Here is a 26,271-nt window from a genome sequence, read left to right as displayed (position 1 = left end):
CTCATGAAATCGAATGTTAGCAACTTTTATTCGCTACCCCGACTTATTGAGCCGATACTTTATTTTGTCAATCTATAGCTTCAAAATCTTTATTTAAACGCTTGTTCTAATTCTTCAGGTGTCAGAGATTTTATTAAACTTAACGGTAGTGGCTGGTGACTAATTGTATTGACGTAATCTGTACTCAAATAAGGAAGGTAACTCGACTGTTCAGCAACATACGTTTCAAAAAAGGGAACACTCAAAGCTTTAACATAACGACGTGCCAAAGCAGGACTTGAGCCGATTACTTGTGTAGGAACAGGTACGGTTGCATTTGGTGATTCTGCAATAGTAGAAAAATGTGTACCGCCATTGATAAGTACTAAATATTTACTTGGAGTTGTTAACCAAGTAAAAGGCTGAATTTGTTCTGGTAAAGCCGGAGCAACTGTATCAGAACTGCCAGATACAATCATCGTCGGAATTTTGATTTGGCTGAGACTAGCTTGACCAAAAATACTACTATCAACAGGATCGATCGCAATTACTGCTCTTACCCTTGCGTCAGATAAGTTATATTTAGCATTTGGTAAATTGAGCGCTAAACACTGAAGTAAAAGCGAAACATTTAACGTATCTTCCAAAGCTGGACAGTCAGCTTTCAGTTGCTCAAAATTAATCTTTGCACCCGCCAACGCTAATGCTGTATATCCACCAAATGATTGCCCTACTACGCCAACTTTTTGTAAATCTAAACGTCCCCTAAATGTTGAATCAGACTGTGATAATCTAGTGAGTTCATCTAGTAAAAATTTAATATCTAAAGGTCTATCAATTAGTTCTCTAGGATTAGTAACTCTATCTGCTGTACCCGCTAATAATGCTTGTATTTGTTTTGAATTACTACCAGGATGTTCTGGAACAGCAACCACAAAACCATAAGATGCGAGATGTTCAGCTAGATATGCAAAACTGGTTCTATCAGAACCAAGTCCGTGTGAAATGACAATTATCGGACGAGGAGTTTGAGCAGTTGGGAGGTAAATATCAGCAGGAAATCTCCTCTGACGTGAGAGGTCATTAAGTGTAATAGTTTGCTTTGAGAAGCGAAAACTTCCGGTTTTTCCCAAGTCCATTAATGGAACAGTCTTAAGTGTAGAAGCTGTAGTTACCTTTTTTTGAGATTCTTGGTTAATAAGTGCTACTGCATTTTGAGTTTGATTTACTAAATTCTGTAATGACTCTGCTATTGCCAAACTCTGGCTTAAGTTAATGGAAATTGCGCTTGCTGGAAACTTACGTAATACATTTAAAAGTGTAAAGTTTTTTTGATCTGCGGCTGACAAAATCAGTGCTGCACGAATTGCATAGAACCCTGATAAGTGAGATTCTGTCTGAATAACTTTCCCCAAGTTTTCTAATAATCGCTCACCAATAGGTGTATAAAGAAATTGCGAAATTTCTACTTGATTTAAAGGAATAGGAGTTAGTAAAACCTGACGCAGTTGAGCTAGTTGTTTTTTGTCTACATAATGACTATATCCAGCTAAATCATTGTCTACTTTGCCTGTTTTAGCATAGGTTTCGAGCGAACTAATTGGGATAGAGCTTTCTAAAAGACCATAATTAAATTTTAGGCGCTCTGCACCGAAAGCGGGATAAGCAGTTAGTGTAGGTAGCAATCCTATACTAAAAATTCTCAAAGCCAATTTTAGCCAAACAGTTTTTTTATCTATCAAATGAGTCATGGTATGTCAGTTAAAATAGTACATTATGCAACAGTAAAATTAGCGGATAATAAAAGTTGATAGAGATTAATATCCCTTTCAACTAAGCAAGCATGACCGCTATAAGGTAAATTTATTATCTGAGAATTAAGGAAAATATGACTTAAATATTGTGCTTCTGCTTCTGAAGGTAAAAGTCGGTCATTTCTACTACCAATTAGTAAGACAGGTTGAGTAATTTGAGATAATTTATTCTCGTCAACATCAAATTCTCTCATCAGGGATAATCGCTGATTAGCAGTTTCTTGTGGTGCGGAACTAGTCGATTTTGAAAGAGCAAGGCTTGCAGTAGGTGAAATTCGACTTAAATTAGCTAGAAAGGGTAAAGATAAAAACGACGATATTTTATAAAAAAGTTGAGGTGTGTAAGGAAATAAAAGTGAACCTAAGTTTAACCAAGGTACTCGATGAAATGAAGAAGCAGAATTAATTAAAATAATCTTTGTAAATAACTGAGGAAACTTTTCTAATACTTTCAGTGCCAAACAACCACCGAATGATTCTCCACAAAGATAAACGTGCGATTGCGGTACTTTTTCTAGTTCTATCTTGGTTAAAGTTGCTACTTTTTCTGTCATTTCATCCCAACTTGTTAGAACATCAGGGGGAATGACAAAACAACGTACATCAAAAGCTGCTTCTAAACCTGCTGTTTGAATGTACATCAATTCCTTGCCAGTCTCATCCATTCCAGGTAGAAATACAAAGAGTGGATAATTAGAGTTAGATAATTCGGGAGTTAAAAAATAAGGATGACTATGAATTTTAGATGGCATAAAGAAACTAATTTACGAGAACAAGAGTGATAATTTCGATAAGTTAGTAAAAAATTTTTAGCTACGACTCAATTAACTCAGAACTCAAGCTGTTTTTATCTACATCTTTTTGGCTATTGACATCATCAGTAGTTGCTTGCAAAGAATCTTGATCTATTTGATCTACTAAACGTAAATTAAGCAGACTGGCGACCCAACCAGCCGTCAATCCTTGGAAAAAAACTGTCATCATTATTGTCAAAAATACTAAGGCTTTAATTGAATCACCGCCATTGATACCCTCTTTTGTAAGTGAAACTGCAAACAAAGAGGCTAAAGAAGCAGCTACAATTCCACGAGGAGCAACCCAAGATAAAAATAACTGCTGTTGCCAGTTAAAACCTTGATTCCACGTAGATATTAAAATATTAATAGGACGCACTATTAGCATCAGCGCTAGAACTGTCAGAATACTACCCCAACCTAAAGCAAAAACACTGGCAATTGATAAGTCTGCTGCTAACAAAATAAACAAAACCGAATTAGCTAAAATGCTCAACTGTTCATTAAATCGACGCAACAAAGATTCTGAAGGTAGGTTACTAGCTCTTAAAACTATCCCCATAACTACAACAACCACCAAACCAGACTCACTACGTAACACCTGTGCCAAACTAAATAAACCCCAGACACTAGCTAAAACGACTAGATTTTTTAACTCTTGGGATAAGAATTGATCCTGTTTGATAATTTGGGATAGTAACCAGCCTCCAGCAATACCAATAACTACGCCTATACCCAAACGCAAAACTAGACCCTTAATTAAAATGAGCGGCTCCACATTTCCACTCAAAACAAAGTGAAGCACAATCACAGCCAAAATTGCACCAATTGGATCGATAAAAACACCCTCTCCTTCTAAAAGTGTTGAGACTTTTTTTTCTACACCAATTTGTTTGAGGAGTGGATTAATTACTGTTGGGCCTGTCACAACTACTAAGGAGGCATAAAGAAAAGCAATTGACCAGGGAAATTCACTCAGCCAGTGTGCAGCCATTCCAGCACCAGTTAAGGTAATCAGCACTCCCAAAGTGACAAGATTACGAAGACTACTAGAAACCTCTTTTAACTCTCCTAACTGTAGATTTAAACCACCCTCGAATAAAATAAGTGCTACTGACAGCGAAACCACAACTTCTAAACCAACGCCCAATAAAGATGGATTTAAAAAATCAAAACCATCTCGTCCCAGAAGAATCCCAAACAGAAGTAGCAAGACTATACTAGGAATGTGAAAATAACCAGCTAGAACTTGAGCAGCAATACCAGCCACAACTGTTGCACTGATCAGAATAGTAATGGGCAAGGATTCTTCCATAGAAAAATTAAGTCGTGCTATACAACCTCCTATAACTGAATCTTCCTAAATTATGAGGTTTATATTTCAGGAAAAAATATAGCTATTTACGCTGTGCTGTACTAGCTTTTTAACAGGCTGATACTGGCGCGACAGGCGGGAGCATAGTTTACTTCACCAAAGGAGTATACTAACGCACTGCTAGCGATCGCCACTAACTCAATACGCTTGGGTTAAGGGCTACTGGCAACAATTTTGGGTTTTCGAGACGCGATAAATCGCCGTCTCTACAAATATTTTGTTGCTCATTCTGAACTGTATTGGCTACTAACTCACTTACCTAAATCTACAGGATTGCTCTATAGTCGGAGTCTCTTCAAATTGCACCATTATTAGAACAGCTGGTACATCGCCTACTGTTCCAGATAAGTGACCCTTATGACCTTGCGCGTCTGTTTTCGTACCCTGATCTTCTCCAAAGGAAATTTCGCCTTCCCCCATCTCGACTCGCTGTCCGTCCATAGTCTCCACAAACCAGCGTCCCGACAGTGGGATGATCCACTGGGGTTTCGGGTTCTCATGCCAGTTACCAACCCATCCCACGGGTAGCACAGTAAAGGTGATTGTAGCACCGGACTGTTTCAAATTAGAAAGCCACTGCGGTGAGGTATCCGGGGCTATGCCTTTTTCCATGAAGTCTTCAATTTGACAACGGGATTGGTGACTTATACCGTCGTTGTCAGTCCAGACGTGCCAGTATTCAATTGTTGGTTTGGGTGATGAGTTATTCGGCATAATAATGGCTCTTTTTGATCCGAAATGTATTGAAAGGCGATCGCTATTATTGGATAATTCCTGGTCTAACTCTTACTTCACCTGTACAAGGGTTAATTTTTTCAGGAAGAGTAAAGTGCTGGTAGGCGTTCGGCGGTGTGATTTCAATCTTCACAGAAGTGGGACAAAACTGACCTCTTTAATTTTTGACTCAGTAGCTACCAATTTACTGGATAAATGCTCACAAAGGCATCTAACTAAAGTGTCAAAACCTGACAATTAATCTACCTCCAATTTAATTGAAAACTACGATTTTTCAGGTAGATGTGCTTGATAGATCGGTCTATTTATTTCTCCAATTCGATTTAGAGGCCAAAAGCGCAAAATTGCTCTACCTACAATTTTATTACGAGGAACAAAGCCCCAATAGTGACTGTCATAGCTATTATTCCGATTATCTCCTAGAACTAAGTAAGAATCTGTTGTAACTATCACTGGGCCCCATTGATAATCTGGTTTAGCTTCAAGATAATTTTCTTTTAATGGCACATCGTTAATATATACCTTGCCATTTTTTACTGCCACTTTTTCACCTGGCAAACCAATTACACGTTTAATAAAAGCGTCGTGAAAATTTTCTAACGTGAATTTTTTAGTGGGATTAAAAACAATAATATCACCTCTCTTAGGAGAACTAAAATCATAGCTAATCTTATCTATAATTAATTTATCATTGATTTGGAGTGTAGGCTCCATTGAACCAGAAGGAATATAACGTGCTTCTGCAACAAAGGTGCGAATTCCTAAGGCAAGTATTAAACTCAAACTTATGGTTTTTAGTCCTTCAGTTAAAAAAGTATTTCTCGGTAAATCTTTTTTGGCTTTGTCTTTGGAGAAATTAAACATGATTTTCAATTGATAAAACAAAAATTAAATAATATTTAATTGTAGTCAAGAAGTAGCTGATTTATTACTATTTTTAAACCGCGTCTACTTGAAAAATGTAGTTCTTTGTCATGAGGGTAAAGCTCAGAACTCAAGCTATGACCTAATAATACACTCTCCTGAAAAACTCCAGGTTTCAAAATGTACATCGGTGAGAGGTTAAGATAATCTTCCTTTTGTCAATTAGAAATTATGCTGAAAATTTGGAAAAAGCAGAGGTATTAAGTTAACTCTTGTACTGAACTTATAGGTCAAGAATAAAGATGCGTATTCAGATTACGCGATCGCCCGCTCAAAAATTGTGTTTCCAACCCCAGTTTTCAGCCATATTTTGAGTACTCTTGCTTATTGACAAATGGTATCTGACCTTAACCTCTCACGAATGCAAAATGTATGAGGTTTATTAATAAATAAATTCCCAGCAGCATCATTCTGATAAACACAGTAAATATCAGGTGAATTCTCAAGTTTTCCTGTGAAGGCAAAAGTATTTAAACTTTGCTTACATTCATTTACTTTCGCAGATGTTACTAGATTTTTTTGTTGTAGAACTGCCCAATCATTGTTACCAAGCCCCTTCGGGGCGGGAACAGGGAAGAGGGAACAGGGAACAGTGCAAGAATTAGCCCCGAAGATTTAGGGTACAAGCCCCTAAATTTATTTATGAAAGAAATAAAAACATTTTTTAAGGGGACGCGTAGCGCAAGAAAAAATACGTCCTTGTACAAATCCCCTAATTTTAATTATGGGGATTTCCCTGTTCCCTGTTGCCCGTTCCCTGTTCCCTTTTAAGCAATACGCATCCAGGCTGCATCCTTGGCTGTGTCACATAGACTTTAAAGGGATTAAAAGTGACAAAAATATGAGCATCTGTAACTATTGCACTGGCTCCATACTGTACACAAATATCTGCATTAGGTGCAGCTATAGGGTAGGCAATGCTACCCACCCTACGAAAATCGCTAACTCAGGTGTGATAATCTGATAGATGAGCAACTGCAATCGTATAATTATGTAACCATTATTACCTCTACCTCCAACTTCCAGATGTGGCGCACACAAAGCGTATAGCTGAAGTTGGGAAATAAAATCGCTATTTCCTGTTAACTTTGTATGTTGTAAAATACAGGATAAATGCGGGTCAGCAATTACTTCTTTGATGACAGCATAACGCCCTTGTGGATCGGAATTAGTGATGCGATATCCTAAACCATGAGTCCACATCGGTTCAACTTTTGATTCGAGATGGCGTTTCTCTTCGTGAAAAAAGCTTTTTCCATCAGAAATTAGATACTGTAAATCCCGAACTTGGGGTTTATCTACTGTGGGATGGTAGATTTCAGTGACAACACCATTCCAAATAGTAAACCAAATGTTACTAGAGGTAGAGTAAGCTGTTCCGACTCCATCTTTGTTGGCATGAGTCCATCGAGGCTCGATACCCGGTGAGCCAAAAGCCTGTCCTTGACCAAGAATTTTTACCATAATTTGTTGTGCAGTTCAGAACTGTAGTTGATATTTAGGAAAAGCTTCACCAATTCCAGAACTAGCACCCGTCACAAGTGCTTTTTGACCTTTAAGTAGGTAAGGGGAATAACTCATAATACTTTTTCAGAATTTTTGCTATGTATTTTCATTTGCAAAGTTTGAGGATAGCTGATATTGAAAACTTATGATTGAATCCAAATTGAAGCAAGCTGTCCTACGTTGAAATTTTTATACTAATTACACATTTTGCTTATGTGTTTAATTTTTGACAGCTATTTTGATGATTCTGGCATTACTTTAGAGGTTTGCAAGAATGAACGCTTCTAGCTATTGGAATAATAAATATAGCAATCCTAAATGAGTTGTGAAAAATTACACATAACGATAAGCTGGATCTAATTAATATAGAAAATACACAACTCCCTATATGAAAGAATTGATAGATTTTATCCAAGGGAACCCAGATAAAAGAGAATTGAAACGAGCGCTGGCTGTACAAATGGTGATGGAAAGTTACACTCATTCTCAGATTACAGAAATTTTGCACGTATCTTTAGGCTTTGTCAATAAGTGGAAATATATTTTTGTGGAACAGGGGGTTGCAGGGTTAAAACTTAAATATCAAGGTTCGAGGGGTTATCTTGATAGCAAACAAAAACAAACAGTAATTGAATGGCTTAAACAAAAAGATTACTGGCATTTAAATGAACTAAAAGAGTACATAGAAGAGAGTTTCAATATAGCATTTGAGTCAAATCAAAGCTATTATGACCTATTTAAAGAAGCATCTATAAGTTGGAAAAAAACACAAAAAAAGAACCCACGCAAAGACGAGGAGTTAGTAGCAAAAAAAAACTAGAAATTACAGCATGGCTCAATGCACATCAAAGTGAGATTGTGTCTGGAGAAATGGTTGTATTTTTTGAGGATGAGTGTCATTTGTTGTGGGGAGACATCTGTGGTTATATTTGGGGTAATACTCAAGAAAGAATTGAAGTTCCAGTTCTTAACGAAAGACAAAGACAGACATACTTTGGCGCACTGAATTATTACACACAAGAATTTTTAATTAAGCCGTTCAAAAAAGGTGATTCTAAATCGGCAATTGCATTCGTAGAATACCTGCTTAGTCAATATCCTAAAAGCCGCATTAGTTTGATTTGGGATGGAGCTAGTTATCACCGTTCAGTTGAATTTCAAGATTATTTAAAATCTGTAAATCAGGGGCTAAACGAGAACGAATGGAAAGTTACTTGTATTCGCTTCGCTCCTAATGACCCGACACAAAACCCAGTGGAAGATATTTGGTTGTCTGCTAAAAAGTTTGTTAGAGAATTTTATCATCTATGTAAATCTTTTACTATTGTCAAGCGTTTATTTGAACTCGCTGTTCACCATGAAATATTTAATTTCCCAAAAATATTTATGTATGATTGATTTTCACAAATGATTTAGGATTGCTATATCTCTACCGAAAGAACTATAAAAATTTCATCACGATTTCATTATTGGATGAAATATTTAAAGGATGAAGTCAATGAAGAGGAAAAGGTCAGGGGGCAGGGGGAAAACCCCATAAATAAATTTATTAAAATTGGAAATTGGAGGAATTTAGCTAACAGGAAATCATAATTTATTTTTAGATAAGTCATCCCTAAGATAGTAGCTTTTTGCTCTATCTTTTAGGTATTGATTGTTAGGAATTCTAAATCTTGTCAGCATATGCAAAATTAAAAATCTCCAAACGGTCAATACTGAATCCTATTTTTACAAAATATCTAAGTAATCACGGCGCCTGATACCCCAAGGAAAAAGCGATGTCTGCCTTACCTCTCAATAGCCAGAATCTACCATACCCCGATCCTTTGCACCCAATTATCGTTCACTTTGTGATTGCGATGGTGTTTTTTCTTTTTTCTGTGATGTGGTGGGATATTTCACCCGAAATGCGCGTTTATTTGAGGTGAGTTTCTGGAATATGTTTGTTGCTGCGATCGCAATTTTCTTAGCGGTGATCTTTGGCTAGTTTGAAGCAGGACTAGCACAAGCCCTCAACCTGGCATTGCCAATGAAAGGAAGCAAAATAATGACACATGATTTTAGTCAAGAGATTACCGAGGATCGAGAATCGAAAAATTACCAGAACCAAGAGGGTAATACTTGGCGGCAATATTTCAGCTTCAACACCGATCATAAGGTGAATTTTAAGGAGTAATGTGATGAATCTATTCTTACAAGAAATATCACCGTCAGAACGCGCCCCAAAAACAATTCAAGAAACTCCAGCACCAAATCAAGATCCATTAATTGCACACGGGTTACAAAAAGAGCAATATGTTGGCATTATTGGACTAGCGATACCTTCTCTGCGAGACGCTGCGCGAACGGTAAGCTCCGCTAACGCTCTGATTGCTGCTGTCGGATTTTTTAGTCGCAGAGTTGAATACGCTATTGGATTTGCTGTGTTCCTCAGCGCTATTTTGATAGCTTTGTTTTTATTCATCTAGTAGAAGCTCTCATTAATCAAACATCCTGATTTAACAACATTTGTGAGGGATTTTATGAACAGCCCAGTTTATCAAACTGTGATTGTCGGCGGTGGTTTTGCAGGGCTATTTACAGCCTTACATTTATCTCACAAAAACTATCCTCGCTCTGTTATCTTGATTGATAAAGACGAGCGTTTTTGCTTTAAACCATTACTTTACGAATATTTCGATGGCGAAATGGATAGCTTTCAAGTCGTACCGCGCTTTTCGGAACTACTTAAAGGTAGTGGTGTCATCTTTGTTCAAGACACAGTACAATCAATAGACTTGCATCAATGGAAAGTTAAATTAGCTTCGGGAAACTCCTACAATTACAGCAATTTAGTATTAGCTTTGGGCAGTGTTGCTGGCTATCATCAAGTTGAGGGTGCTAGAGAAAATGCCTTTCCTTTCTGGACGCAAACAGATGCGATCGCTCTTGACCATCATTTACGTGACTGTTTGCAAAAAGCCATCCAAACTGAAGATGTAGAACAACGCAAAAAACTATTAACAGTAGTTATAGTTGGTGGTGGTGCAAGTGGTGTAGAAATGTCCGCTACTTTAGCTGATTTTCTCCCACATTGGTATAGCGCTTTGGGAGGAAATTCAAGTGAAATTCGTGTGGTACTACTCAATCATGGTCAAAAAATCCTTGATGGCGATATTAACGATCCACTGCGCTCAATTGCTGAGAAAGAATTACAAAAACGCACTATACCAATTGAAATCCTCACGGGAGCAGAAGCCACTGCTATTCACCCTAATACAATTGAATATAAGACCAATAATCAAGTTAACACACTGCCAACATACACCACAATTTGGACTGCTGGCACTTCCACTCATCCACTCATTCAAGACTTACCAATTCCCAAAGAGCATCGGGATCATCATAACCGTCCCCTAGTCACTCCCACGATGCAACTACTCGACTTTCCAGAAGTTTTTGCCGGCGGTGATTGTGCAGCAGTTCAGGATAGTTCACTACCACCTACGGCTCAAGTGGCTTATCAACAAGGAGCCAATATTGCCCAGAATTTGAAAGCGATCGCTCTAGGAGAAGACCTAAAGTCAGCAAAGGTAAATATACGCGGAACTCTCTTAAAATTGGGGTTAAATGATGCTGCTGCTAACCTTTTCAATGTTTTTGAAGTTGCAGGAGAATCTGGGCATTTAATCCGTCAAGGCACTTATTTAACGCTATTACCAACACCAATTCATGACTTTAAAGCAACAACGGAATGGGTGGATGAAGAGATTTTCCATCATCACCTTAACCCTCAAGATGTAGGTAAAAAAATCGTGCAAGCAGTGGAAGTCGTTGGTGCAGGAGTTGTAGGTGTTTTAATTGCCAGAAAATTATTAAAAATGTTGGGAGACGAGGAAAAAATAAATAAGTAGTGGGGAGTGGAAACAAGCTTTTAACCTTGACATAATCTCCTTTAATAAGCAGATTTAAATTAATACAAATATTTTGTAGACGTATACTTAATATCGTGCAACCAACTGAGTACGCCACGGCGAAAATAGAGCAACCATTTAAAACCCCTAAAAAGCTGATTCCATAATACTTTTGACTTTTGACCCTTCTCTGCGAGACGCTACGCGTAGCTTGCTTCCACGAAGTGGTACGACTGCGCTCAGGATCAAGACTGAGCGAAGCCGTTGGCGCAGCCTCTCGCAGAGAAGCCTTGACTTTTGACTTCCGGCTTGCGGTACTGAGTGTAAAATTTCTAGCTATTTTCATCAGTTACTAAATATAATATTGAAGCTAGTTATTATAAAACTAACAGCCTTAATTCGATTGCGGGAGCGAGATTTTGAAAGGGTAATTCATAAAGGAGGAATTTCTCCAGAATGGCCTTTAAAGTACTCAGATTTTGAGCCATACTACACGCAAGCAGAAAAGCTATATGACGTGCATGGTCAGCAAGGAGAAGACCCCACCGAACCACCTCGCAGCGAACCATATCCCTATCCGCCAGAGGTAATGTACTTGCCGATATGATTCCCGGAGAAGCACCTCCACTTATGGCTCCATTTGTCAAGCTGATTCCTCATTTTGAGCGCCATTTGCTGGCCGAGCGATCAGTTGGCTGGTGGTTGCAGACAGAGGATTTACCAGATCCGAATAATCGAGTTCGGGTGGTGGGCGATAAGATTCATGTTGACTATACACTGAATAATATCGAAGCAAGCGATCGCTTAATTCACCGATGGACATCTGTACTCAAGTCAATCCCTCACTCTGCTAAACACGTCTTGCCATTTAGCCTTTATCCCCGCACTCATCTACCAGAACAAGCAGTAGCCCATCAATGTGGTAGTTGTCGATTTGGCACAGATCCCAAAACCTCAGTTCTTGACATCAATTGCCGTACTCATGATGTCGATAATCTCTATGTGGTAGATAGTAGCTTCTTTCCGTCAAATTCTGGTGCTAACCCTACACTCACGATTATGGCAAATGCGTTGCGTGTTGGCGCTCATCTAGCTGAACGTTTGAAGTAGAAAGTTTATTATTTCTAGGATGGACAAATTTATGAACGATCAACAGACTGATTTAGAAACGCAAAATCAAAACTCAAGAGAAACATCATCTTCTAATACTCATCCGATTGCGACGGGATTGGGAGTTGTAGGAGGTGGGATTGCTGGAGCCGCACTAGGTCGCTCAATTGGTGGTAAAGTTGGTGCCGCGATTGGTGGAATTGCGGGTGCGATCGCACTTGGAGTTGCAGCCAATGAACTGGTTGTTTATGCAGAAGAATTTATTGAGGAACTTCAGCCGACTATTAGTTTGGGATTAGGTGCCGATCACAAACCAATTGAATTACCCCTTCATTACAGTTGGGAAGAATTACAAGCACTATCAAAACCCCAAGGCGGTTTTTATTAGTCACCACCTCATTGAGCTATATCAGCCAATCAATACGCTTAAACCTGTCGATGAAAATATTTGGATCGTAGATGGGTCAGCTGTCCGAATGGCAATGTATGGAATGATGATTCCGTTTTCGACTCGTATGACGATTGTGCGGTTGAATACAGCACTTCCGGCAGCTATGAGGTACATCCTCATAGCTGAAAGCTATGATAGGAGAGGGGCAAGAGGAAAACTGTATTGCATAATAGCCGGAAGCGCTGTAACGGTGAATTGTGGTGTCATTCCCCAATCGCACTGACAGAAGGATTGAAAACAGAGATTGATTCACTAGGCTTAGTCCGCCATCTCATCTCACCTAACAAAATTCATTATGTTCACTCAGCACTTGGGCTAAAGCCTATCTAGAGGCAACAACTTGGGCATCACCGGGAGTCCGAGAACGCGCTACCCAGCAGAAGATTCAAGTCGCTTTCAATGCCGACCTGACCGACAAAGCACCGTCAAATTGGGCAAATGAAATTGACCAGTTGATTTTTCGCGGTAGTCGATTCATGGATGAAGTGGTTTTCTTTCACCGCAACAGTGCTAGCCTAATTCTAGCTGACTTGATCGAGAACTTCGATCTCAACAAAGTAAGCCAGAATATGCGTTGGCTGATAAAGCTGGCTGGTAGTGCCGATCCCGATGGTAAAGCTCCACTAGACTTGCGATTAACGTTGTGGGGACGCAAGGATCAAGCACATCAATGTGTTGAGCAGATGTTGCAATGGCAACCAGAAAGAATCATTCTGTCGCATGGTCGCTGGTATACATCTAATGGTGTTGCTGAACTACGTCGTGCTTTTCGTTGGCTGGGGAATTTTAGATAATATAAAAAGTACTTTAAAATTTCATAGTTATTTCACTTTTGTGTGAAAGCATAATTAAAGAAGGCTTTTAGCATTGGGTTGACCTTTTTTTAATTAAAAATTAAAAGTTAAAAATTAAGAAGGATAATAATTTTTAATTAATTAATTTGGGGTACAGAGCTAACACTGATTGCAATTTTTAATTAATAATTTTTAATTGGAGCGAAGCGACTTGACTATGCGGCTGATATTAGTTGAGGATGAAGCAGATTTAGGTTCAGCAATCAAACAAGTTCTGAGCCATGAGGCGTATATAGTTGACTGGTTTCTAGATGGTACTCAGGCATGGCAATATTTAGAAACTGGCTGGACTGAGTACACACTTGCGATTTTTGATTGGATGCTGCCTGGAGTATCGGGGATAGAGTTGTGTAAATGGTTGCGATCTCGCCAATTAACTCTGCCTGTATTAATGCTAACGGCTAAAGACCGAATGGAGGAAAAGATTATTGGTCTAGATAGCGGTGCAGATGATTATTTGGTTAAACCCTTTGATATGGCAGAACTGCTGGCAAGATTGCGGGCATTACAACGGCGATCCTCTTACGTAGGAACAATGCTGACACCTCAAGTCCAACCCCGCCGCTTACAAGTAGGTTGTCTGACACTCAATTACAGCACTCATCAACTTACTCGTCAGTCTGGTCACGTAGAAAATCAAGTATTCTTTTTAACTGTCAAGGAATTTCAATTGTTGGAATATTTCATGAGACATCCTAACCAAATTATCAGCCGCGACCAAATTATTAATCAGCTTTGGGAAATTGGTGCAGAACCAGTTAGTAATGTCGTAGCAGCACAAATTCGCTTATTGAGACGCAAATTAGGAGAAGAAGAGAACGAATCTTTGATTGAAACTGTTTATGGTGTGGGCTATCGTCTCAATATTCAGGCTGCGGAAATAAGCAGATGATTTCTGCTAACTGGACAGCGACACTTTCAGCAAGGTTATAGAAATATGGAACGCAATCCCATTTTCCACCAGACTCGGTTGCGCCTAGCAGCTTGGTATACCCTCGTCATGGGCGGTATTTTAGGGCTATCTAGTTTGGGAGTTTATAGTGTGGTTGCCCATGCCTACTATGAAACCATAGACCAGGGATTGCAATCAGTCGCAAATGCACTCCATAAAAGCATTGAACCGGCTTGGCAACAACCCGGACAATTACAACGCCTGAATCAAGAATTTTCTTTAGAATTATGTGTGGCTCAGACAAATTGTTTGTCTAAAACAACAGCTATTAAAAAATCAATCACAGAGGCGGCGAATCCAGTTAATTACTATATACGCTTATTGGATAGCTCAGGAGAACTTTTTGCTAGTGGAGGTATGGAATTTGACAATTTACCGATTACCTCAAAATTACAATATTGGCAGATATTAACAGATGACTCTGGCGCTCGATACCGCGAAATCACTTTACCTTTGTATACTCAAAAACAGGTTTCGGGTTATCTACAAGTGGCGCGTAGTATCACAGATTTAGACCAACACCTGGCTTATTTAAGATTAGCTTTGGTGTTGGGATTACCAATTTCCATGATTTTCGTTGGGTTGTCTAGTTGGTGGTTGGCAGGAAGGGCAATGCAACCTGTATATCTTTCCTACCAACAAATGCAACAATTTACTGCTGATGCTGCCCATGAGTTTCGCACACCTTTAGCAGCAATGTATTCTACTATTGAAGCTGCTATTAAGTTACAGCAAGAACCAAAATCCAATGGTGGAATTTTAGATGTACTTAAACGCCAAAATCGGCGACTATCACAATTAGTCGGAGATTTGCTGTTATTAACGAGGATAGATCAAAAACAACTAACAGGAGAATATCAGTCTTGCTGTTTAAATGATTTAATTAGCGATTTAACTGAGGAATTAGCATTTTTGGCAGTAGAAACTAAAGTAAATCTCTCTAAACAGGTGCAAGTCTCAGAAAAACTGTATGTGATGGGAAATGAAGAACAGCTTTATCGCTTAATTTCCAACTTAATTGCTAATGCAATTCAAGCTACATCTAGCGGTGGAAAAGTCACGGTTTTTTTAGAAAAGAGTGAGCTTTACGCCATGATTAAAGTTGAAGATACAGGAATTGGTATTGCTGTTGAACATCAACAGCGAATTTTTGATCGCTTCTACCGAGTAGATCGCAACCGCTCTCGCACCTCTGGTGGTTCGGGTTTGGGATTAGCCATCGCAATCGCGATCGCCAGAGCGCATAAAGGTAATATTCACGTTCAAAGTCAACCTGGGCTAGGTAGTACATTTACAGTTCGACTTCCTCTTTCATCGTGAATTCTTACAATAAATGTTGCTATCTAGTGGATTATTTATCTTGATAACGATATTCTATGCTAAGTAAGTTGGTGGGAATAAATCAAATTATATTACGGAACAGAAATATGCTTAAAACCCTTACCAATGACCAATGACCAATGACAAAGGACTAATGACAATCACCGCCATTTAGCTTTAATTACACCGACTTACTTAAAGCTTTTGTTTAAAATCCAGAATCTAAAATCATTTGATTTGGAGGAGTTTTGATAAATAATATTCGCGATCGCTTTAGGGGTTTTAAGCGCAAAAGGGTTGAACCATCACAACTCAAACAGTTAGTACATGAATTGTTGTCAGAGTCTAGTCTCGACGCAACATATTTGATTTTGATTATTGGCTCATGTGCGTTAGCGAAGCTCCTCCGAAGGAGATCGCTACATTTGGTCTACTTGCCAATAGCACTGCTGTAATTATCGGCGCAATGATTATCGCACCTCTAATGTTGCCAATTCGAGGTTTAGCCTTTGGTGCATTAATTGGAAATATCAACCTATTTCGTAAAGGCGTAATAGCAGTATTCTTAGGCACATTACTAGCACTTTTAATTTCTTGCAGTATCGGTTGGATCGTTAATCTACCTAGTTTCGGCAGTGAAGTGCTATCTCGCTCCAAACCTAACCTGCTTGATTTGGGTATTGCGATCGCAGCAGGTGGTATCAGTGGCTACGCTAAGGTTAATTCAAAAATCTCTGCTAGTGTGGCAGGGACAGCAATAGCTGTTGCCCTTATGCCCCCAATTTGCGTCATCGGTTTAGGTCTAGCAAAATTTAACTTGTCACTCAGCTTAGGAGCAACTTTGCTCTACCTAACAAACCTTTTGGGTATTAGCCTTGCTTGTATGCTGACATTTTTATTCACCGGCTATTCTCCTGTTGATCGCGCCCAAAAAGCGCTGCTATGGGCATTGGCGTTAACAGGTGCTTTATTAATACCTTTAACTGTGAGTTTTACCCGATTAGTTAGACAAGCAGAACTCGAAACCCATTTGAGAAAGGCACTCCTGAACCGAACTGTAACATTTGGGCGTTTGGAACTACTGAAAACTGATACTAATTGGCTGAGTAATCCGCCCCAAGTTCGCTTGAGTGTTAGCGCACAATCACCTGTAACATCAAAGCAAGTAAGTCTGTTAGAAGCGTTTCTTGAAAAAGAAACTGGGCAACGTTTTTCCCTGATTTTTGAAGTTAGTCAGGTGAAAGAAGTCAGAGGAGAAAAATCAGATTCTCCTCACAAATAAAATATAGGACTCATATTTGATTTCTGAAAATATTCAGTACAACTCAAAGAGGCTTCTTGACTGTAGCAAGATTGCCTATTGACCTTTTTTTAATTAAAAATTAAAAGTTAAAAATTAAGGAGGATAATAATTTTTAATTAATAAATTTTAATTTTTAATTTGGAGCATTCGCACAGCGTCTCGTAGAGAAGCGACTTGACTCTTGCCTCCTACGCAAATAATTTCAGAAATCAAAGCGGATTGCTATAGATATCGACCGAATTTAAATAGGCGTTATTCTGAACTCTTCTATAGACGTAGCAGTGCTACGTCTATACATTCATTTTCACTCCTATGTCTAATATCTAAAATCCTATTATCTTGCCCTAAAATAAATTTTTCATCCTATTTATAGATAGGAAAAACTAACTAAAGGTGGAGTTAGATATCAGGATATTTTTATATGCTTATTAAGGTTGACTAATTAAGCAAGTAAGATCATGAATGCAGATATATCCGCACTCTGGGACAGAATCCAGGGAATGATTAACGGATTCATTGTCCTACTGCCGAATATCGTGCTGGCATTGATTGTCTTTGCAATCTTCTTGGCGGTGGCTAGAGCGATTAAGAGAGTAGTTAAACGATTGACTCGCGATCGCCATCAAGCTCGGAATCTAGGACTAGTACTGGGACGCTTGGCGCAAGGTACAATACTGTTAATTGGGCTATTTGTTGCTTTGTCGATTGTAATACCGACATTTCGAGCCGGAGATTTGATACAACTACTGGGGATTAGCGGCGTAGCGATCGGCTTTGCCTTTCGTGACATCCTACAAAACTTCTTGGCTGGGATTCTGATCCTCTTGACAGAGCCGTTCCAAATCAATGACCAAATAGTTTTTAAAGACTTTGAGGGAACTGTAGAAAATATTGAGACACGAGCGACAACAATTAGAACTTACGATGGTCGTCGCATTGTCATTCCTAACTCAGAATTGTTCACTAATTCGGTAACTGTGAACACTGCCTTTGACAGTCGCCGACTACAGTATGATGTCGGTATTGGTTACGGCGATGATATAGACCGAGCCAAGGAGTTAATGCTTGAAGCATTGCATAGTGTGCCGGAAATACTGAAAGACCCTGCACCTGATGTGCTGCTCATGGAACTTGCCGAAAGTACCGTTAATATCCGCGTTCGTTGGTGGATTAACCCGCCACGACGTGCAGATGACCTCGCCTCACGGGACAAGGTGCTTTCTACAATTAAGAAAACGTTAGTTGAAAACGGCATCGATTTACCCTTTCCCACACAGCAAATTTTATTCCATGACCAGACAGAAGAGATAGATGGCGATCGCTCCCGTCAGCGTGAAGGTTGGCCATCTGGTATTTGTGTGTTTTGGGGCAATTTTCTAGAAATTGATCCTAAATATTCTATTTAACTGGAATCCCCTAATGGTCTTAGATTCTACCACGAGTGAAGTCGTAATTGCAGAACAACTCAAGCAATTTCTACTAGTACTATCTGTCTCATTGGGTGTAGCAACACTACCACAAATTTTTAGTTGGTTGCGCCGTATTCCTTATACACTCTTACTAGTCATAGTGGGATTAGGATTAGCATTCGTTAATGTACGATTGATTAATCTCTCTCCTGAATTGATTCTGATGATTTTCTTACCGCCACTGCTGTTTGAAGCTGCTTGGAATTTGAAATGGTCTGACTTAAAGCGGGATTTGTTCCCTATTTGTCTGTATGCAGTAGTTGGGGTGATAATTTCTATTGCCGGAGTAGCAATTGGTCTTCATCAATTCGCTGGACTTGAACTTAGCATTGCTCTATTAGTTGGAGCTAGTCTATCAGCAACCGATCCGGTTTCGGTAACGGCTCTATTTCGGGAACTAGGAGCAAGCAAACGTCTAAGAACGCTGATGGAAGGAGAAAGTTTATTTAATGATGGTATGGCCGTTGTGGCTTTTGGCTTATTAGTTGCTCTGCCGTTAGGTACTGCCAAACTTGATTTACAGTCTGCAATATTCGAATTTTTTCAAGTAGTAGGCATTGGTATCAGCGTAGGAGGACTAATTGGGTTTGGTATTTCCTATCTAACACAACGTTTCGACTTACCATTAGTAGAACAATCTCTTACCCTGGTTTCTGCCTACAGCACTTACCTAATTACAGAATATTTGGGTGGTTCTGGAGTGATTGGAGTAGTCACCACAGCTTTAATTTTAGGCAACTTTGGCTCGCGTATTGGCATGAACCCGCGCACGCGGATCATTGTTACTGAATTTTGGGAATTTCTAGCTTTTTTTGTAAATTCGATTGTTTTTCTCTTAATTGGCGATCAAATTCGCTTTGCTGTTTTAGGAGATAACCTAAAAACTATTGCAGTGACGATCGCAGCTATGTTTAAATTCTGTCTTCATTTGCTCCAGCCGTCAAAAATGCTATCCGTTTAAAAGCTCCCAACAACAACCACAGGTAATTGAACACTCACTTTAGTACCTATCACAGTGTCAGACTCAATAGATAATTCTCCACCATGAGCATTGACGATACGTTTGGTAATGGCAAGCCCCAACCCAGTACCGCTTGGTTTTGTGGAAAAGAACGGCTGCGTTAGCTTTGACAAAACCTCTGAAGGAATTAGCTCACCACCATTGCAGACATTAATGCAGATTTTATCAGGAGACGAACTATCCACTTCCCATTTAATCACATCTCCTGCTGAGACTGCCTCACAAGCATTGCGAACAATATTAATAAACACTTGTTTTAGCTTATCTTTATCTCCTAAGATTTTGACTGTAGGTAACGCTGGAATAAATTCGATTTGCCGTGAGAGCGCTTCTGGCATCTCGCACATTGGCATCAGTAATTCACAAATAAATTCATTCACATCCAATTCACACAGTTGCAATACCTGGGGTTTGGCATAAAGCAAAATTTCACTCAGCAGATTTTCTAGCCGACTAGCCTCACTAAGTCCCAGCGATAATCGCTCAAGAGCGGCTTCAGTCAGAACAGTTTTCTTAAAATACTTCAATCCCATAATCATTGTTGTTAGTGGATTGCGAATTTCATGGACAATCATCGCCGCAAATTCACCAATAGCTGCCAGCCGTTCCTGTTCTAAAAGCTTGGCTTGGGCTGCTTGTAGTTCTGCGGTACGTTTTTCTACCTCAGTCTCCAGAAGTTGATTAAATTGGCACTGCTGCTGGTAAAGATGGTAATGGTCGATGGCAGTAGCAGCACGTTCGGCGAACAATTCCACAATTTGGATTTCTTCTTTTCTAAATTCCCTCGCTTGCCGATGAAAAGAGCAAACAGTACCGAAGACTTGACCTTCGGTAGTTTGTAAGGGTATACCTAAATATGCTCGATAACCTGGCGCAGGTTTACCATATTCTGGATTAGCCACAGCATCCTCAACAGCTAATGTGCGCCCAATTTGCAAAACTGTGGCAATCAATCTACCATGCAGTGCATAAACACGAGGTGTATCTTCGGACATTTCCAGACTACTCCCTAGAATAGTTTCAAACCCTTCTTGGCAAAAGGTAACAACCGTCCAATCAACTGCAATCAGTTCGCTAACTCCGCAGGCAATATTGTGTAAATAGCTACCTATCTCACCAGTGCGATAGTTCAAAGAGGACAAACGTGCTATTATCTGCCGCTCACGCTGCCAAGGCTGTTGCAACAACATTTCTTCATCATTGGCTTTGCTCATGGATGCTTGTTGCATGGTTTCGCAAAATAAGTTAAAAAATCAAATATGAAATATTGGATTTTCCAGGTGTTAACTCTGGATATCCTAATAATTTTGATGGGGATATTTTACTAGATAAATGTGCTATTTAGGCATAAACAGTATGCATTTTTACTTAAATAAATGTAAATTTATACAACAAATAGCAAGCAAAAATCAGGTTAGATATTGACGCTCATATATTTTTATTTACATCTAATCATCCGTAAACTAAAAATTTAAATTTGGCTGAGAAATCTGTAAGAAGTTTCTAAGGAAAATATCAGTTTTTTAGATATCAATCCTTATCTATTCATAATTCTTAGATAAATTATTTAAACAATAATCAGTTTAAAGTTCAAGCCAAGAGCTATATTGCTGATTGAGGCATTGAGGAATCGTATCCTTTAAAAAACGGAGATTATTTTATCCTAGCTCCGTTACAAAAATATAGTGGCGCTCAAACATATTCCATTCCTCAAAACATTAATTTAGCAGACTACAAATCCATCGCTATCTGGTGTCGCAAGTTTAAGCTGACTACATTACAGGTAGCACTTTCTTTGTGGATGGTGGACTACTTTGGAACTATCAAGAACAGTAGGGAGAAAAACTATGTCAGATTCATCCTTATTTATTCCAGTTATCCTTGGTACTTCTCGTCAAGGTCGCCAGAGTGAACACGTTGCTAAATTTATCGTTGAGCAGGTTGCAGAACGCGATCGCCTAGAAACCGAACTGATCGATATTAGAAATATGGCGATCGCTAATGATGATGCAGGTGAACCACTCAAAGACCCTCAATTTTCTGCAACAATTAAGCCCTGAATTACTTCAGGCGGAGATCGTTGAAACAGGAATCACGCGACAATTCCTGTATTCTGACGACTGACGCATGTATTCTGATTGATAATTTTTAAAAGTCATTATCCGTAAAGGGAACTATGGATGGTGAAAACCTTTTCAGCGATGAGTCAAATTCTAACGTTGCTGCATAATCATCTGTTTGTGAGACGGACAGTTCAATTGTTTGCTGATTTTTTTCATCAAAGAGCAATTGGATTTGATAATTTGTCCAGAATTGCTCACCTAGTTCATCTTCTAAATCGAAAAGCCGTTCTTCATCACCCCATATATTTGACCAAAGTCCGATCCTATTAGCACGAAAATGATTTTGACCTGTTGTATCTGCAATGACAAAATATGCTTCGACATTTAAATCAAATCCCAAATCATCGGCTTCTGTGTCTGCTATTTGACAGTTAACCACTATTAAGGTATCGGGGTTAACGTTTACTACCTGTTCTTGACGCTTTAATAATTCTTGTAGCACGAAATCAGGCAATAACTGGGAACTCTCCTGAAGTAATTGTTTTTGAGTTTCTGGGGAGTAACGAGTTTTTAGTTCTTGGGTGATTAAAGTTAAAATATCTTCACTAGCTAAATTGACAACTATCTTTTTATCTGCGGTATTAAGAAAACTTCCAACATTCAGATTAATGTGTTTTTTAATTGCCAATAGAAGTAGTTACAGCTACTAATTTGACTATTGGCTCTCAAACCGCTAGAGCATGGTTTGGTAGAGATCCAACGAGCGATAAACGTGTAGATGTCACCCAACAGCAGCTGCAAATTCTGAGTTCAAAATATACATCAGATGATCGTGAGTTACCTGTTTCAATTGTTGAAGAACGTCGCTTCAAATTAAATGTCAATCTTTCTCAAGATTAGAGGAAATAGATTGCGCTTTCATAAAATGAAACAGGAAAGCTATTAGTTGAGCAAATTTGTCATCTCCACATTCTCAAACTCCAGCATCACGCCTCGACGCTCACCACTCTTGCCCAAAGGAATAATTCTATTGCCCATCTCTTCTTTTGAGTGATGGTGCTGTTTCGCCCGCCTTCTTGCGATCGCAAGCAGAGGTTAAAAATGCTTTTCAAAAGCTCAAAGTAAGAAACTTTAGAGTTTAAGTTTTTACTTGGGTTGCCACAATGGAGTGATATCAAGGTTTTCAGCAGCAGATACGGCATTTATAACCTCCGTCGGTACGGTTTACACCCCTTCGATTTTTGTAAAGGCATCGTAATATTTATTTATATAAAGCAATGTTTGCTTAATATAAGCAAACCTAAATAAAAGAGTAGGTAATAAAAGCTGTCAGAAACCCCAGTCCTAAAGGACGGGGCTTGAAAAAGTCCCACATCTGACCAGATTAAGGCTTAGTTGGCTACATGAACCAACCCATTGAATTATCTTTAGAACAAGAATTTAGCCTTAGAACTTTCGCGGATCAAGTGAAGCAGATGTCCCGTGAACAAGCTCAAGAATTTTTGCAGGTGCTTTATAAGCAGATGATGATAAGGGAAAAGACTTACCAAGAATTGCTCAAACATCAGTGGGAAGTTGGTTCAGGTTCAATCTTGGGTTAAGACAAACTTGTTCCCGTTACTTTAAGCGACTCAGAAGATACAGCGCTTCCGGCTATTATGCAATACAGTTTTCCTCTTGCCCCTCTCCTATCATAGCTTTCAGCTATGAGGATGTACCTCATAGCTGCCGGAAGTGCTGTAACGAACACACAATTGTTTTTTTCAATGGCTTGGCAATAAAGATTATTTGCTCCAAACTGCGAAAGTGCTTGCATAACCGACTCACATTTTCGGTTTCGATGGAATAGTGAACTACTTTGGCCTACACCGCAACCAACCAATCGCACCCCACAGACTTACACCCCGAAGCAAAGTTAACCCAAAGGAGCCACTGTCCCAGATAGGCATTCCAGTAAGGCTCCCCATCAGCAACACCGACAGCCTCATTTGATGCTTGGAGTTGGATATCACTATTTGTCAGGGATCACCTGACTCGGGTTGCCCGATTATTGCCGCCAGATGCTTGAGGATTTGTAATACGCGCTCCAGATCATTATCTTGCCCGAGAATAAATTGCCGCGATCTGGCATAGCAGGGAACCTCCTGAACCATTAGCTTTAAGAATACAAAATCTGTTCCATTGGTGACTAAGCCATACCGAGGGAAATTGCCATTAGGGGCAGCCAACATATAAGACAATACTTGAGGAATGCCCACTTTGGGTGAAAACTCGGCTCGTTTGGACTCAATTACCAGCACCCAAAACTGACCTTGTAATACCAGGATATCGATTCGACCTCGCACAACCATAGTTTCATTAGCTGCTTCAATTTCTATGGAGTCTTCGGTGCTGACATAGAACGGAGGTAAGAACAGTCCTGATAAGTCGAGTAAAGGAGCGACCACTGCTAATTTGACAGTATTTTCTAATACCGACCGCCGCTCCAGGTTCGCCACAATAGCCTGAACTCTTAACAGCCGTTGCTGTTCTGCTTGTGTCAGTGCAGGGAAGTCTGCCTGCCACTCTAAGAAAAAGGACGGGTCTTCAGTTTGCTGCAACCGGAACTGATGTTCCAGATCGTAGAGAGTTAGTTTGTCTGCTGCGATCGTTTGCACCATTTGCCTAGTCCCCTATCTCTGCATCTAGTTCCATGTTAGACGAGACGAAAGCATTTACTAAATATAAAGAAGCGGATCGCTTCACCCCATCCACGCCACCCACTGGGGCGCAGATGTCACCAATTGAGCAAACCCATCGGGGCAAACCTCCTCAACCATCACCCCCCACCTTTTATCGCTCGTCAGCATACTGAGTATTTTTTGTACCATGCCAACTCCCTGTCCCCAAATCCATGCAGGGGACTAATCAAGGGTATCGATGGTGTCCGTCATCGACGAGAACGAAAATTATTAATGCCACCCTTTCATGGAGAGAAGTTACAGGCTTATCCCTGTTTTGTCACTCCAGGAAAAGAAAAATCAAAGCCAAATTTTGAACTGTAGATAGAACGGTCATTTGAGCGTTTATTTTCTAACACAATGGCTGAAATCATGGTTTTTTGGTAAAAGTCTTATGCTGTAAGCATTCGAGATTATTCTCTCCCGAAAAGGATTAGCGGATTTAGTCCAGCCCAATTTGTCTTGAATCCATGCCCGAATGCCGATGGTGTTGAATGAACGGCATACCAATCTGGCTTGTTTAGTGCAGTATCGTCCTGCCTCGTAAGCGTAGTACTCTAAGATAATTGCGATCGCAACATCTGGGATACCATTAGTTCTCCATTCGTTCAGGTCGGTAGCTTTAAACCCTTGCAACATAAGCTCTTTGGCTAATTTTGAGGGTACTGGGTCGGCGCTTGATTTTAAAGCTTTTCTGATAGATTCGTCATCAACTCCAGCTAGTCGTGCAGTAGCTTTGATGCTGGCTTTACCATGACCATTGGAGTCTACTTCAATCTCTTGAGATATTTGCTTTATGATTTCGGTGATTTCAATTGCTGACATAATTTTTGGTTGTGTGATAATTTGCAGTTGTGTGATTAGAAAGAATTAGACATTTACGCGCACCAAACTTTTTTCACCTACTAGTGAGAAACGATTCGATATAGTCGGTGTCTTAATTAACGTTGGCGACATTAATTCAACCATGTAAAACCAAGATTTATGCACCAGCGCAATTCCTAGAATCAGACGTTGTTTTGTTCCTTTATCGTGAGAACAGAGGATCACTCTTTCACCCATAACATTTTGAGGCGGGTAAGGCACTGGCACAATTGCGCGATCGCAGATTGTACCGCTCGACCCACAAGACGTTTGAGGAATATTGCCGGGAGAGATTTGGCCATAGTCGTCGCCAGTCCTATCTTTTAATGGATGCGGCTGTTGTTTTTGATAACTTGGTTGAAATTTGTGTCCCAATGGTTATATCCACCTAAATAAATACTTGAAGAAGAATTCAGCTATTCTGAATTCAGGAGTCAGAATCAATCAGTGGGGGATTCAGACCCGCCACTGATTGAAGACCACTAAATCGAAGATTTAGTGGGGGTCTTAAACCCCTTGATTCATCCGCCAGTCGCACAAAAAACATTGCTGAATTCTGGCTCCTGACTCCTGAATTCTGTTTTGATAATAATAATCAAATAAAGAGGGAGGAGGCGAGTTTCCCACACACGATTATCATTCTTATTAAGACTATTTTGAGTATTTTAACTGATTGACAAAATGCACTTTATCTTAACCTCTCACGGATGGGCGATCGCTAAAAAAGTTTCTAATTTTGCTTTATCAAAGCTGTCACTGGCAATAAAATTCCAAATATCCAATAAATCAGCTTGTGCTAACGGTTTTATAAGAATTGTCGCCATTATGGGGATTCTCTGGTCTGCCGTTGTTGTTTCGCCAATTCGATAATTTGATCCATGTTTAGCGGCGTAGATTCTCCGCTATCAATCCCCTGCTGTATCTCCCTACGTAACTCGGCAAGGCGTATTGCTTTGAGGGCATCCTGGTCTTTGAGCAGCCGCAGACCTTCACGGATTACTTCACTAGCCGAAGATGATGTTGTAGCAGTAGCTAGCGCACAAAATCTCACTTTGAAACAGATTTACCTGATGCCAGCAAATAATCTTTCAGTAGTGTTTCAACGTTCTGTATAGTGAATAAAT

30 protein-coding genes and 5 pseudogenes are annotated in these 26,271 nt (G+C 39.6%); 20 read left to right on the top strand and 15 right to left on the bottom strand.

The window, feature by feature from the left end; translation table 11 throughout:
* Positions 1-89 precede the first annotated feature (89 nt).
* From V7K67_RS23410 to V7K67_RS23375, 8 genes and pseudogenes are all read right to left on the bottom strand, one after another.
* A complete protein-coding gene (locus V7K67_RS23410) occupies positions 90-1,730 on the bottom strand; it encodes an alpha/beta hydrolase (RefSeq protein WP_335168620.1) in 1,641 nt (546 codons plus the stop codon).
* Between the two features lie 23 nt (positions 1,731-1,753).
* Positions 1,754-2,545 (bottom strand): alpha/beta fold hydrolase, encoded by a 792-nt coding sequence (locus V7K67_RS23405; protein ID WP_335168618.1) that lies wholly within the window; start codon positions 2,543-2,545, stop codon positions 1,754-1,756.
* A 172-nt stretch (positions 2,546-2,717) separates the two neighbouring features.
* Positions 2,718-3,902, bottom strand: a pseudogene (locus tag V7K67_RS23400) (cation:proton antiporter); the annotation flags it as partial.
* Between the two features lie 315 nt (positions 3,903-4,217).
* Complete coding sequence (locus tag V7K67_RS23395; protein ID WP_335168616.1) at positions 4,218-4,676, bottom strand: cupin domain-containing protein; 459 nt, start codon at positions 4,674-4,676, stop codon at positions 4,218-4,220.
* Positions 4,677-4,961: 285 nt separating this feature from the next.
* Positions 4,962-5,561 (bottom strand): signal peptidase I, encoded by a 600-nt coding sequence (lepB, locus tag V7K67_RS23390; protein ID WP_335168615.1) that lies wholly within the window; start codon positions 5,559-5,561, stop codon positions 4,962-4,964.
* Positions 5,562-5,945: 384 nt separating this feature from the next.
* Positions 5,946-6,236 (bottom strand): DUF3172 domain-containing protein, encoded by a 291-nt coding sequence (locus tag V7K67_RS23385; protein ID WP_335168629.1) that lies wholly within the window; start codon positions 6,234-6,236, stop codon positions 5,946-5,948.
* 103 nt (positions 6,237-6,339) lie between these two features.
* A complete protein-coding gene (locus V7K67_RS34555; RefSeq protein ID WP_442943908.1) occupies positions 6,340-6,549 on the bottom strand; it encodes a DUF3172 domain-containing protein in 210 nt (69 codons plus the stop codon).
* A complete protein-coding gene (locus V7K67_RS23375) occupies positions 6,525-7,085 on the bottom strand; it encodes a hypothetical protein (protein WP_335168613.1) in 561 nt (186 codons plus the stop codon). Before V7K67_RS23375 ends, V7K67_RS34555 begins: the two co-directional genes overlap by 25 nt.
* A gap of 430 nt (positions 7,086-7,515) precedes the next feature.
* Between V7K67_RS23375 and V7K67_RS23370 the strand changes: the two genes are divergently transcribed.
* The 14 genes and pseudogenes from V7K67_RS23370 to V7K67_RS23310 all read left to right on the top strand — a co-directional run.
* A protein-coding gene (locus V7K67_RS23370) for an IS630 family transposase (RefSeq protein ID WP_335168611.1) occupies positions 7,516-8,525 on the top strand; the annotation gives its coding sequence in 2 pieces (ribosomal slippage) (positions 7,516-7,936 and positions 7,936-8,525; 1,011 coding nt in all).
* A gap of 380 nt (positions 8,526-8,905) precedes the next feature.
* A pseudogene (locus V7K67_RS23365) lies at positions 8,906-9,111 on the top strand (DUF2231 domain-containing protein); the annotation flags it as partial.
* Between the two features lie 63 nt (positions 9,112-9,174).
* Entirely contained in the window at positions 9,175-9,303 is a 129-nt protein-coding gene (locus tag V7K67_RS23360) for a hypothetical protein (RefSeq protein WP_334729876.1), read from the top strand.
* A 4-nt stretch (positions 9,304-9,307) separates the two neighbouring features.
* Positions 9,308-9,595: a hypothetical protein gene (locus V7K67_RS23355; RefSeq protein ID WP_334729875.1), complete on the top strand. Its 288-nt coding sequence runs from the start codon at positions 9,308-9,310 to the stop codon at positions 9,593-9,595.
* Positions 9,596-9,649: 54 nt separating this feature from the next.
* Positions 9,650-11,020, top strand: coding sequence for an NAD(P)/FAD-dependent oxidoreductase (locus tag V7K67_RS23350; RefSeq protein WP_335168609.1), 1,371 nt, complete (start codon positions 9,650-9,652; stop codon positions 11,018-11,020).
* 364 nt (positions 11,021-11,384) lie between these two features.
* Complete coding sequence (locus tag V7K67_RS34550; RefSeq protein WP_442943907.1) at positions 11,385-11,627, top strand: hypothetical protein; 243 nt, start codon at positions 11,385-11,387, stop codon at positions 11,625-11,627.
* 23 nt (positions 11,628-11,650) lie between these two features.
* Positions 11,651-12,130, top strand: a complete 480-nt coding sequence (locus V7K67_RS23345) for a GMC family oxidoreductase (protein WP_442943906.1) — start codon at positions 11,651-11,653, stop codon at positions 12,128-12,130.
* Between the two features lie 31 nt (positions 12,131-12,161).
* The gene (locus V7K67_RS23340; protein ID WP_335168607.1) at positions 12,162-12,518 is read left to right on the top strand and encodes a hypothetical protein; all 357 of its coding nucleotides are present in this window, start codon (positions 12,162-12,164) and stop codon (positions 12,516-12,518) included.
* Positions 12,519-13,057: 539 nt separating this feature from the next.
* Positions 13,058-13,375, top strand: a complete 318-nt coding sequence (locus V7K67_RS23335) for a hypothetical protein (protein ID WP_335168606.1) — start codon at positions 13,058-13,060, stop codon at positions 13,373-13,375.
* Positions 13,376-13,592: 217 nt separating this feature from the next.
* Positions 13,593-14,327 (top strand): two-component system response regulator RppA, encoded by a 735-nt coding sequence (rppA, locus tag V7K67_RS23330; protein WP_335168604.1) that lies wholly within the window; start codon positions 13,593-13,595, stop codon positions 14,325-14,327.
* Positions 14,328-14,372: 45 nt separating this feature from the next.
* Positions 14,373-15,707 carry a two-component system sensor histidine kinase RppB gene (rppB, locus tag V7K67_RS23325; protein ID WP_335168602.1) on the top strand — a complete coding sequence of 445 codons (1,335 nt, stop codon included), beginning with the start codon at positions 14,373-14,375 and terminating at the stop codon, positions 15,705-15,707.
* Between the two features lie 385 nt (positions 15,708-16,092).
* Complete coding sequence (locus tag V7K67_RS23320) at positions 16,093-16,989, top strand: DUF389 domain-containing protein (RefSeq protein WP_442943905.1); 897 nt, start codon at positions 16,093-16,095, stop codon at positions 16,987-16,989.
* Between the two features lie 479 nt (positions 16,990-17,468).
* Positions 17,469-18,416 carry a mechanosensitive ion channel family protein gene (locus tag V7K67_RS23315; protein ID WP_334729871.1) on the top strand — a complete coding sequence of 316 codons (948 nt, stop codon included), beginning with the start codon at positions 17,469-17,471 and terminating at the stop codon, positions 18,414-18,416.
* 13 nt (positions 18,417-18,429) lie between these two features.
* Positions 18,430-19,389 (top strand): annotated as a pseudogene (locus V7K67_RS23310) (cation:proton antiporter); the annotation flags it as partial.
* Positions 19,390-19,436: 47 nt separating this feature from the next.
* Here V7K67_RS23310 and V7K67_RS23305 read toward each other — a convergent pair.
* Positions 19,437-20,714, bottom strand: coding sequence for an ATP-binding protein (locus tag V7K67_RS23305; protein WP_335168628.1), 1,278 nt, complete (start codon positions 20,712-20,714; stop codon positions 19,437-19,439).
* Positions 20,715-21,130: 416 nt separating this feature from the next.
* Here V7K67_RS23305 and V7K67_RS23300 point away from each other — a divergent pair.
* A pseudogene (locus V7K67_RS23300) lies at positions 21,131-21,274 on the top strand (DM13 domain-containing protein); the annotation flags it as partial.
* 73 nt (positions 21,275-21,347) lie between these two features.
* Positions 21,348-21,560, top strand: coding sequence for a hypothetical protein (locus tag V7K67_RS23295; RefSeq protein ID WP_334729870.1), 213 nt, complete (start codon positions 21,348-21,350; stop codon positions 21,558-21,560).
* A gap of 88 nt (positions 21,561-21,648) precedes the next feature.
* On the opposite strand, the gene V7K67_RS23290 is transcribed toward V7K67_RS23295, so the two are convergent.
* Positions 21,649-22,251: a hypothetical protein gene (locus V7K67_RS23290; protein ID WP_334729869.1), complete on the bottom strand. Its 603-nt coding sequence runs from the start codon at positions 22,249-22,251 to the stop codon at positions 21,649-21,651.
* Between V7K67_RS23290 and V7K67_RS23285 the strand changes: the two genes are divergently transcribed.
* Positions 22,245-22,463 carry a hypothetical protein gene (locus tag V7K67_RS23285; protein WP_334729868.1) on the top strand — a complete coding sequence of 73 codons (219 nt, stop codon included), beginning with the start codon at positions 22,245-22,247 and terminating at the stop codon, positions 22,461-22,463. The genes V7K67_RS23290 and V7K67_RS23285 overlap by 7 nt on opposite strands.
* A gap of 503 nt (positions 22,464-22,966) precedes the next feature.
* On the top strand, positions 22,967-23,164 hold the full coding sequence (locus V7K67_RS23280) for an NblA/ycf18 family protein (protein WP_334700039.1): 198 nt from the start codon (positions 22,967-22,969) through the stop codon (positions 23,162-23,164).
* Positions 23,165-23,581: 417 nt separating this feature from the next.
* Here V7K67_RS23280 and V7K67_RS23275 read toward each other — a convergent pair whose 3' ends face one another.
* Positions 23,582-24,223 carry a restriction endonuclease subunit R gene (locus tag V7K67_RS23275; RefSeq protein WP_334729866.1) on the bottom strand — a complete coding sequence of 214 codons (642 nt, stop codon included), beginning with the start codon at positions 24,221-24,223 and terminating at the stop codon, positions 23,582-23,584.
* Positions 24,224-24,346: 123 nt separating this feature from the next.
* Here V7K67_RS23275 and V7K67_RS23270 point away from each other — a divergent pair, with 123 nt between their 5' ends.
* Complete coding sequence (locus V7K67_RS23270; protein ID WP_335168630.1) at positions 24,347-24,607, top strand: hypothetical protein; 261 nt, start codon at positions 24,347-24,349, stop codon at positions 24,605-24,607.
* A 21-nt stretch (positions 24,608-24,628) separates the two neighbouring features.
* Here the strand turns inward: V7K67_RS23270 and V7K67_RS23265 are convergent, their stop codons facing one another.
* The 4 genes from V7K67_RS23265 to V7K67_RS23250 form a co-directional block, all read right to left on the bottom strand.
* On the bottom strand, positions 24,629-25,108 hold the full coding sequence (locus V7K67_RS23265) for a hypothetical protein (protein ID WP_334729865.1): 480 nt from the start codon (positions 25,106-25,108) through the stop codon (positions 24,629-24,631).
* 45 nt (positions 25,109-25,153) lie between these two features.
* Entirely contained in the window at positions 25,154-25,345 is a 192-nt protein-coding gene (locus tag V7K67_RS23260) for a DUF1392 family protein (protein ID WP_334729888.1), read from the bottom strand.
* A gap of 503 nt (positions 25,346-25,848) precedes the next feature.
* Entirely contained in the window at positions 25,849-25,971 is a 123-nt protein-coding gene (locus V7K67_RS23255; RefSeq protein ID WP_334729864.1) for a hypothetical protein, read from the bottom strand.
* A complete protein-coding gene (locus tag V7K67_RS23250; protein WP_334729863.1) occupies positions 25,971-26,198 on the bottom strand; it encodes a type II toxin-antitoxin system ParD family antitoxin in 228 nt (75 codons plus the stop codon). The genes V7K67_RS23255 and V7K67_RS23250 overlap by 1 nt, the downstream gene beginning before the upstream one ends.
* On the opposite strand from V7K67_RS23250, the pseudogene V7K67_RS34545 reads away from it, so the two are divergent.
* Positions 26,161-26,262: pseudogene (locus V7K67_RS34545) on the top strand (DUF938 domain-containing protein); the annotation flags it as partial. The gene V7K67_RS23250 and the pseudogene V7K67_RS34545 overlap by 38 nt on opposite strands.
* Between the last annotated feature and the right edge of the window lie 9 nt (positions 26,263-26,271).

This window comes from Nostoc sp. (assembly GCF_036917155.1).
Lineage (GTDB): Bacteria > Cyanobacteriota > Cyanobacteriia > Cyanobacteriales > Nostocaceae > Nostoc.
The sequence above is the reverse complement of the archived record's forward strand: the minus strand, read 5'-3'. Positions and strand labels throughout refer to the sequence as shown.